This window comes from Sporosarcina sp. P20a, assembly GCF_002743175.1.
Taxonomy (GTDB): domain Bacteria; phylum Bacillota; class Bacilli; order Bacillales_A; family Planococcaceae; genus Sporosarcina.
Map to the genome: position 1 here is coordinate 1 of NZ_PDYT01000038.1, position 9,173 is coordinate 9,173.

7 protein-coding genes and 1 pseudogene are annotated in these 9,173 nt (G+C 35.0%); 6 read left to right on the forward strand and 2 right to left on the reverse strand.

All coding sequences use genetic code 11. From position 1 onward, the window contains the following. Positions 1-318, reverse strand: a 318-nt coding sequence (gene tnpB, locus CSV72_RS16185; RefSeq protein WP_143561185.1) for an IS66 family insertion sequence element accessory protein TnpB, incomplete at its 3' end; no start/stop codon positions are given. Next, positions 315-620 carry an IS66 family insertion sequence element accessory protein TnpA gene (gene tnpA, locus CSV72_RS16190; RefSeq protein ID WP_099679193.1) on the reverse strand — a complete coding sequence of 102 codons (306 nt, stop codon included), beginning with the start codon at positions 618-620 and terminating at the stop codon, positions 315-317. The genes tnpA and tnpB, both read right to left, overlap by 4 nt. 837 nt (positions 621-1,457) lie before the next feature. On the opposite strand from tnpA, the gene CSV72_RS16195 reads away from it, so the two are divergent. From CSV72_RS16195 to CSV72_RS16225, 6 genes and pseudogenes are all read left to right on the forward strand, one after another. Continuing rightward, positions 1,458-2,402: a hypothetical protein gene (locus CSV72_RS16195; RefSeq protein WP_099679194.1), complete on the forward strand. Its 945-nt coding sequence runs from the start codon at positions 1,458-1,460 to the stop codon at positions 2,400-2,402. A gap of 4 nt (positions 2,403-2,406) precedes the next feature. Continuing rightward, a complete protein-coding gene (locus CSV72_RS16200) occupies positions 2,407-2,874 on the forward strand; it encodes a hypothetical protein (RefSeq protein ID WP_099679195.1) in 468 nt (155 codons plus the stop codon). Continuing rightward, positions 2,871-4,880, forward strand: a complete 2,010-nt coding sequence (locus CSV72_RS16205) for a hypothetical protein (RefSeq protein ID WP_099679196.1) — start codon at positions 2,871-2,873, stop codon at positions 4,878-4,880. Before CSV72_RS16200 ends, CSV72_RS16205 begins: the two co-directional genes overlap by 4 nt. Before the next feature lie 861 nt (positions 4,881-5,741). Further along, complete coding sequence (locus tag CSV72_RS16215) at positions 5,742-6,797, forward strand: hypothetical protein (RefSeq protein WP_099679198.1); 1,056 nt, start codon at positions 5,742-5,744, stop codon at positions 6,795-6,797. Positions 6,798-7,189: 392 nt separating this feature from the next. Further along, positions 7,190-7,915, forward strand: coding sequence for a hypothetical protein (locus tag CSV72_RS16220; RefSeq protein WP_099679199.1), 726 nt, complete (start codon positions 7,190-7,192; stop codon positions 7,913-7,915). A 262-nt stretch (positions 7,916-8,177) separates the two neighbouring features. Further along, positions 8,178-8,985 (forward strand): annotated as a pseudogene (locus CSV72_RS16225) (NADP-dependent oxidoreductase). Positions 8,986-9,173: the final 188 nt, after the last annotated feature.

The following is a 9,173-nucleotide window of genomic DNA, read 5'->3' on the forward strand; positions in this document are numbered from 1 at the left end:
ACGTTGGTTCAACGGTAATCCATCCAGGAGCCAGTTCAACTGTCGGCTCGAAATGGAAAGAGGTTGAACAGACTCAAGTTCCGGCCAATCAAACAGCCCTTTCTCTAGTCTTCGGTAATAGAGCCAGAATCCATTGTGATCCCAGAATAGAATCTTGAGTTTGTCTCTCTTTCGATTACAGAAGACAAAATGCGATTTGGAAAAAGGATCAAGTTGGAACAGCTCTTGGACAATGACAGCTAGTCCGTCAATCGACTTCCGAAGATCTGTCGGACCAGCAGCCAGATAGACGCGCCCAACGGCGCGACCATTCATCATATCTGACGTAGCGTCCGGATCACTTGAAGTAACAGAGTTTCATCATAGCCATTCGTCATCTCGATATCCACATGATTTACTTTCAAGGAAATCGAGTTCTCTATCGATTCTTCCACTACGCAGGAGACCCAACTGGTCTCCTGAAGTTCGGTATGATTAACTGGTGACTGCTTCCTTAGCCAATACTTCATATTGTGGACGGCAACCTCTGCGGTTTCATACCATTCAGAAAGTGCTAGTCCACTGTTTTGATATTCATCGATTTTTGCAGACCAGTATGCATCTTTTTCTTTTCTTTTCAAATAAACACCTCCCAAAATATGTTTTATGGGAGGTGTATCTCACGAATCTTCTTCTATTAATATGTGTTCACTATTTGACGCTTACCTTTGAAAATACAAATGAAAGTTTAACAACTCTGCAACGTTATAGATAATTATATTAGTAGTATGAGCATCTATTAATTGTATTGGTGCTCTTTTTTATTGGTGTTAATGTTGTAATGGAAGGTACAATTGTTGAGAAGGGGGCTGTTCAAGACTTGATGGCTATACTGTCCATTAAAATCTGTAGTAGGGGTCTCCAAAAACACACGGATTTCATATTAGATTATTGCTTAATTTAAAAGGGTTAGCGAAGAGATGTCAGCTAAACAATCAAAACTTGTAGGCTACTATGTTATGAAACTTGGTGAGGATGAAAACAAGACGTAGACGCAAAATGACCAAAAGCTAAAATAACTACTTCTAAAGTTGGAAAGAATAACGAATTTACTTTTCACATATAACCTGCTTTGCTAGAAGTGGTAATCTCATTGATTCGGATTGTGCTAATAAACCATCGCATAATATCGGTTATGGGCGGTGATATGTTTTTAAAACATCCTTTATTACTCCCTAAAATAAAAACAATAATCCCCCAAAAAAATCAACCCCTTTCAACTGAAATTCATTCTTTGATATAAATACTTATAAACTGCAATTCTTCTATCCGTTCAATATCAAAGTTTTCTCATGAATATTATTTGAATATATGTAATAGCTTTTCCAACAAAAATAGCTAAAATGATAAAAATCATGTACCATTGTAAATGAAAAAATAATTCATATAACTCTTTATTTTTGGTGTGGGGGATAGATATGATCATAACACCTTTTGGTACATACAATGGAGACAGTTGGGAAGAACACTGTCAAGTCTTTTTGAAAATGAAATATGAAGCTGATGGTTATCAAGAGATGACTGCACATACAAATGGTGATTTAGGTATTGAGGGCTTTACAAGAGAAGGAATTGTTTTTCAATGCTATTGCCCCGATGAGGAATATGACTCTAGTAAACTCTACGAACATCAAAGGGGCAAGATTACTGAAGACTTAGGAAAATTAAAGAAATTCAAGAGCCAATTACTGAAGTTCTTTCAAGGAGTAAAAATTAAAAAATGGATTTTTATCACTCCAAAAATTACAAATAAAGAGCTGATTAGGCACTGCCATGCAAAAGCTGTTGAATATAGAATTGATGAAACGATGAAAGATCTATTGGATGACAGTTTTGATGTTCTTGCACATGATGAGTTATTTTATGGAAAAGAAATTATTCAGGCAAAGCAGATTTTAGATGAAAAAATAAATATTAATGTCTCAATACCTGATGCAGATGAGATCATTAACTGGAAACAATGCCAAACAGCATCCATCGCTATACTGGATAGGAAAATAGGAAGTCTTTTTCTCGGTTTAGACGAACCAAACAGATCTAAGAGAACAAATAAATATATTGATTTGCAAGTGAGAAACTATATTAAGGGTCAGGAAATTTTAAATCATATGCAGCGGACATATAGTTCTGCATATGAGAAACAAGTGAAGATAAAGAGTTCCATTGCAAGTCATTTGGAAGCGGAGGTACTACTGACTGATCTAGCACCAAAAGAATTGCTAGATGATACTTTGGAAAAATATAAGACAGCACTTATGGGGGAAAAGTTTCATGATGTCTTTGAGTTCTCTGTGTATAACGATTTATGTCATGAAGCAATTGCGAGCTGGTTAATTGACTGTCCATTAGATTTTGGAGGGTAAAATAATGGATCTACCATTTGATGAGATAAAAGAAATTAAATTTAGTAGGAAAAGAGTACCTATCCCGCCCGAAATGCGGCCAATCTACAGAATTTCACAGATTATTCTAATCCTGCACCTTTCATCAACAAAACAAACAGCATCTCTTTTAAAATTACAGTTATTTAATTGGGGATTGCAGAATGAAGACCGCTATGAGCGACTGCTCAAACTAAAGGAAACAAGTTACTTCCCAATTATTAGCTTTGACCCTTTTTTGAATAGAGCTTTAAATTTTGGTGTGACGATGGGAGTTTTTTTATTTAACGATAAGACTGGTAAATTCTCATTAACAGAAAAAGGAGAGGTTTTAGCACATAGTATAATAAAAGAGGATGTATTTTTAGAAGAGAAAAAATTCTTGAAAACAATTAAAAAGAGCCTATCGGATACTTATATTTTGAAATTATTTAAAGAGAGGTATTCCTCATGAATCGATTAAAATTGAATCACCTAAAGATAACGATTGATACGGCAGAAGGAGTATTCGGCACCAGTATTCCCTTCCAAGACGGATTTAATATATTAAGAGCTAAAAATACAAGCGGAAAAAGTTCCACTTTAAATTCAATTCTATATATATTAGGAATCGAAGAAATGCTCGGTGGAAGAAATGCGAAAACAATGAAGCCTGCTTTAAAAGATAAGCTATTATTTAAGGGGGAAGAAATTCCTATCTTAGAATCGAAAGTCCAGTTGGAGATTTCCAATCATAAAGGGGATATCATTACACTAACTAGATGGATTAAGTCATCCAGTATTGATGAAAAATTAATTAGAATTCATTTTGGAGCCCTATTGTCAAAAGTAGATAAAGTGAATTTTCAAGACTTTTACGTTCATATGCAGGGTTCTGCATCAGAGAACTCAGGATTTCATACCTTCTTATCCCGCTTTATAGAATGGGAATTGCCACAGGTCCCAACATTCGAAGGCAGAGACAGGATTTTATACATTCAGACACTGTTCCCTTTATTTTTCGTAGAGCAAACTAAAGGCTGGAGTGGCTTTTATTCACCATTCTCGGGGAGTTTTGGAATAAGAGATTTATCTAAACGTGCATTCGAATTTTTATTAAAAATGGATGTTACCAAGAACACTAAGGAACGCGAAGAATTAAAAATTATGAAAGCTTTACTGACAAATAGATGGTCCACTTTAAAACAAGAGGTAGAGGAATTAGCAGTCACTATACACGCAGAGATTCCAAGTTTACCTGAAAAACCTACACTCTTAGATGAAATATTTTTGAATGTTTATGATGAAAATAAAAAACTAATATCCATTGTTGATTATATATTTGAATTAGAGCGTGCAGTAAAAGCAAAAGAAAATTATAGTGTTGTAAAGATTTCAGACGTAACATCAGAATACGAAAAAAAAGTAAAAGAGCAAGACCTTTTAGTATTACAGTTGCAAAATGAAATAAATTCTATTCGACAGGATTTATATTTAGAAAGAAACAACCAGCACTCAATGAATGAGAATCTAAAAAAATTAGAATTAGATTTAAAAAGGAACCAAGAAGCTGAAAAACTTTCCAAACTAGGGTCAAATGTAGATCCAACCTTTTCGCTTAATGTCTGCCCAACATGTAACCAGTGTATTGAAGACTCACTTATGCCTCCTGAAACAAATATTCAACCGTTGGATTTATCTGAAAATATAACCTTTATAAAAGAGCAAATCAAGACGTTAATATTTGGTATAATGCAATCCCAAAAGGTCGTACAAAATAAACAATCAAAGCTAGCTGTAATTTCCAAACACCTTGAAAATGCCAGAAGGGAATTAAGACTATATAAATCCGAATTGAACGAAAATCCCAAGTTGCCGACAAAATTAGAATTGAATAAATTAGTAGAATTAAAAATTCGCCTAGATAAATTATATGAAGCGAGCAGCACTTTCGAAAAAATAGAACAGCGTTTTGAAGTAATTAAAGGAGAGTGGCGTGGTTACTTAGAAAGACAGGCGGATTTGCCGAAAGATTATTTCTCGGCGCAGGATAAGGAAAAATTAACAGATTTCGAGCAAGGGTTTCTGAGTTTATTAGAAACATTTAACTTCTCTAGTATTAATACGAAGGATATCATGATTTCATATGATAAATATACACCTGTTGTCAGCGGTTTTGATATCAAATTTGGTTCTTCAGCTAGTGATAATATTCGTCTGATTTGGTCTTATATAATTGCTATTTATAAGACAAGTCAACAGTATCATGGGAACCATCCAGGTCTTATCATATTTGATGAGCCAGGTCAACAGCAGATGGATGAAAAAAGTCAAAGACAACTTTTTGAAGTATTATCAAAAGCAAATATACAAACTATCATAGGAACATCACTTAAACCAGAAGAGATAAAAGAAATGACGAAAAACCTCGATCTAAATATTATTGACTTGGGAGAAGACTATATTATTAAGCCTTTATAAGGCTAAGAGTTTAGGTTATAAAAACGTTAAACTATATTAGGTTTATATCTAATATGGTTTAATTTTCATATCTAATTATATATTTGTTTTCAATTTTTTTCACATGAAAATACAGAGATTTTAGTTGATAACAATTATACATTTTATCTTGCCCCCGCACCGAATTTTTATCACACGTAGTCAAGTATTTAAAAATGCAGCTATAAACTCTTGAGAACACTGGTATTATAACCTTTCATGAGTCTGTGGGTTCGACTTCCTCCGTCTCCATTATGAGATTAAGGTGTAATAGTAAGTAAGGGATATTTAGCTATGAAGGAAAAGTTGGATCGACTCACATTGATGAAGAAGAACCTTGATCAGCAACGACCGCTTTCAAAGGAGCTGTCTAGAAGCCTGAAGGAAGACTTTATAATTAAAAGTACATATCACTCCAATGCGATTGAAGGAAATAGATTTAAAAACGGTACCTGTGTAAGAAACAAACGTGAATGTTTAAACAATCATGAAAGTTTCATGCACAGGTACCTTTAATTAAACGGATGGTCTTAGAAGTTATCGTAACGAATATAATAAAAAAATAGATGTGTGAGGACCTGGTACCTTTAACAATTCTGTTATACTAGCAACATAGTATTTCATGGTTCAACTTTCCACAGATGGGCAAAATCTTGGAATGAGTCAATGTTGTAATAGCGGTTAGGATAGCATGATATCTTCGTACGAAAGATTGAGAATTTGAACTATAAGTATTAGGTAGTCTTAAACACATATCGACAGGCCTACTTGTGCTCAAGGTTAACTTAAGGAACATTAATTCTGTGTTTAATGAAATCTCAAAGGAGAATAAGGAGTGAGAATATGAAAATAAGTTTTGATATGTATTTGCCTTTCAAAATTCCGATAAAAGACGGAATCAACACGATTCATGGATATCCTAATGCAGAATTCATGTTGACTTATCATTCTTATAGGCGTGGTTCAGTAATTGACCAACAACATTTACTGGATGAAATCGATTGTACTTATATTACGGTAGATTTTATGCCTCACGAAACTATGATAACTGGGCTACAAAAGGATGAAATCTTAAGATTAACTGTTAATAACGCCATTGATTTCTTGAATCGTTATATTGATGTACTTCGGATTAATTATGGCCACAGCCATATCCACAACATTACAATTAGCGACTTACCAGTTTTATTGACGCTTATTATTGATGATAAAGAGTCTTTTGAGTATGTAACGCGTCCACACGATATTATTCCACCTTTTCAGCAGCTATCCGGGAAGGATCTTTCAAATGTAGGTGGTTATTTGCAGATGTGGGACACCTACCCCGAAGTTGTTCTCTTTGAGAAATTCTTTGCAACTGCCCGAAGTCACCTCCATAAAGAGGAGATGATTGAAGCGGTAATTGATTTACAAACCTCTTTCGAAATATTTATTCGTAATACTCATAAGCTACTTCTAATCCATAATGGTGCAAGTCAAGAAGAGATTGAAAGAGCGTCTACCATACCTTTTAGGAATGTCATAGAGGATCATATCGGTAGAATTTTAGGGGCGAATTTAAGGTTTAACGAACCTAATGGTCCAATTCCTGGATGGTATGAGAAGTTATATAAGGTCCGAAACGAAATTGTACATAATGGCCGAATACACGTTTCGGGAGATGAAGGTTACGATGCATATGACGCGTACGTAAATGCTAGAAACTATGTAGCCGATTTACTTGATAAAGCAGGGCTATTGAATGCCGGTAAAAAGGTTGATCTTAACGTCTTTCCCAAAAATACTGATGGTTTTTTAGATCCAAAACCTTTAATCCAAAAATTAAAGGAGCAAGGAATGATACCTGGGGACTTGCAACTCTATGACCCAGACTTGGAGAAAATCAAGAATGAAGAGTAAAATGATAAAAAGCCAGAAGAAGAAACTTATTGAGCATTCCATCCCAGCCTGGAAATACTCTAATTATGAAACTATTATGGCTACAAGTCACACATAACTTAAATTTAAAATAAGGTACCAGGTCCTCACGAAAGTTGGAAGCAATTCTGAATTGAACTAGTGTTGTGTGTGGACCTGGTACCATTAATAATTTTGATATTCATTGGGAATTATATAATATAATATGTAAAAAAAGGACTCATCTAATCAAAATCGATTAGAAGATTCTTTTTTTTTACAAATCATCCTCCGTTTGAAAATCGAGATATCTGTGGGAGAAGATTTAATGTTAGTTTAATATTCATGAATACGCATCACTATCTTCAGTTACTGAGAACAGGAGGAATTATGTTTTGCAATTAATTTATAATGTGGATGTTCTCTTAATATTAAACGAACCCACAATAATTCATTTGGAGCATGAACCATCAGTTGAAAAAGTAGTCATAAGAGGAAAGAAAGACAAAGCTGAAGATATTTTAGAAGGAATTATCATTGATTTCTATTTTTCTAATATAGAAGAAAGAAAAGCTGAGATAATTGCAGAACATTTTCTTTTTCATTTAAAAAGAGTATTCTATTTTGAGAAAAATATACTTATTGAAAGATGGAAATTAACGCAAGTGATAGATAGAAATAAAAATGAATTTGCATTCAAAAGTGCTGTAGCTATTTCTTCAAGATTTGAAGCTATTCCTGTGTATAAAAACATTGATCGATTTGTACCTAGTCTTAAATCAATAAACACTTATAAGAACTCTTATATAGATTTATTTATGGGTATAACGGAGTTGAAGGATAATATAGGTAAATATATAATGTTATATAGTGTGTTGTCTGCAATTTTAATGAATCAGAAAGCAGTAGACGATTTTATTAGAGAAGTTAATCCTGAAGTTTTAGAAAGAAAAACAACGTTACCAAACAAAGATTTTTTTGAAACAATATACACTTATTTAAGAAATCAAATCGGGCATTTAGATGATCGGGTAATAGTAAATGAATTGAGGGAAGACATCAATAATCATCTAGATGAATTGTCAAACCTCGTTAAAGAGTTATTACTAAGATTTACTTAAAATAGGGTACCTGTGCTAGAAACCATCATAAAAGTTCCAAGCACAAGCACCTTTCACCATCCCTCCACTCCTTCGATTGAGATAAATGATTCAGGGTATACAATATAGAAAATACAGGTAACCAAATCATTTAAGCGTACTAATTAGAAGGAGTGTATTTGAAATGAAGGCAATCGTAATTGAACGATATGGTGGGTCGGAACAGTTAGTGGAGAAAGACCTTCCTAAACCGGAGATCCAAGATCAGCAAGTATTGATTGAAATGCATGCCACTTCTATTAATCCGATTGATTGGAAAGTGCGGGAGGGTTATATGAAAGACGCGATGCCTTTTGAGTTTCCGCTAATTTTAGGCTGGGATGCAGCAGGAATTGTCAGTGAAGTCGGAAGCAAGGTGACGCAGTTCAAAAAGGGGGATGCGGTATTCGCGCGTCCAGCCATGGAGAATGGAACATACAGCGAGTATGTGGCGGTCGATGAGGAGTTAGTGGCGTTAAAACCGGATCATCTCAGCTTTGAAGAGGCAGCTTCCGTTCCGTTGGCAGGCTTAACCGCTTGGCAATGCCTGGTTGACTTTGGGCAAGTGAAAAAAGGAGATAAGATTCTCATTCATGCGGGATCTGGCGGTGTGGGCAGTTATGCCATACAGATTGCGAAAAGCTTCGGAGCCTACGTTTATTCTACGGCGAGCAGCAAGAATGAAGCATTTTTGAAAGAGCTCGGCGTGGATGAATTCATTGATTATAAAACGACTGATTTTGCAGATGTGGCAAAGGACGTTGACTTAGTAGTGGACACAATGGGTGGAGAAATTTTAGAGAAGAGTTTAGATGTTGTAAAGAAAGGCGGTCGTCTCGTTTCAATTGCAGGTGAACCAAATGCAGAGAAGGCGAAAACGAATGGCATTACCGCATGGGAAGCAACTCGCAGAACTGGGACAACTGATGGAACAAGGAGAAGTCAAACCTCATATTGGTCATACGTTCCCGTTAACCGAAAAGGGATTGCGTGAAGCACATGACCTAAGTGCAACGCATCATGCGAAAGGTAAAATTGTGATTACGATTTAATAAGTTAACAGCTAGCCTGTACAGATATAACTTCAATCCGATTCTCTTTCGTGTCGTAAGCGTCAAACAGTGAACACATATTAATAGAAGTAGATTCGTGAGATACTCCTCCCATAGAGCATATTTTGGGAGGTATTTATTTGAAAAGAAAAGAAAAAGAAGCATACTGGTCTGCAAAGATCGATGAA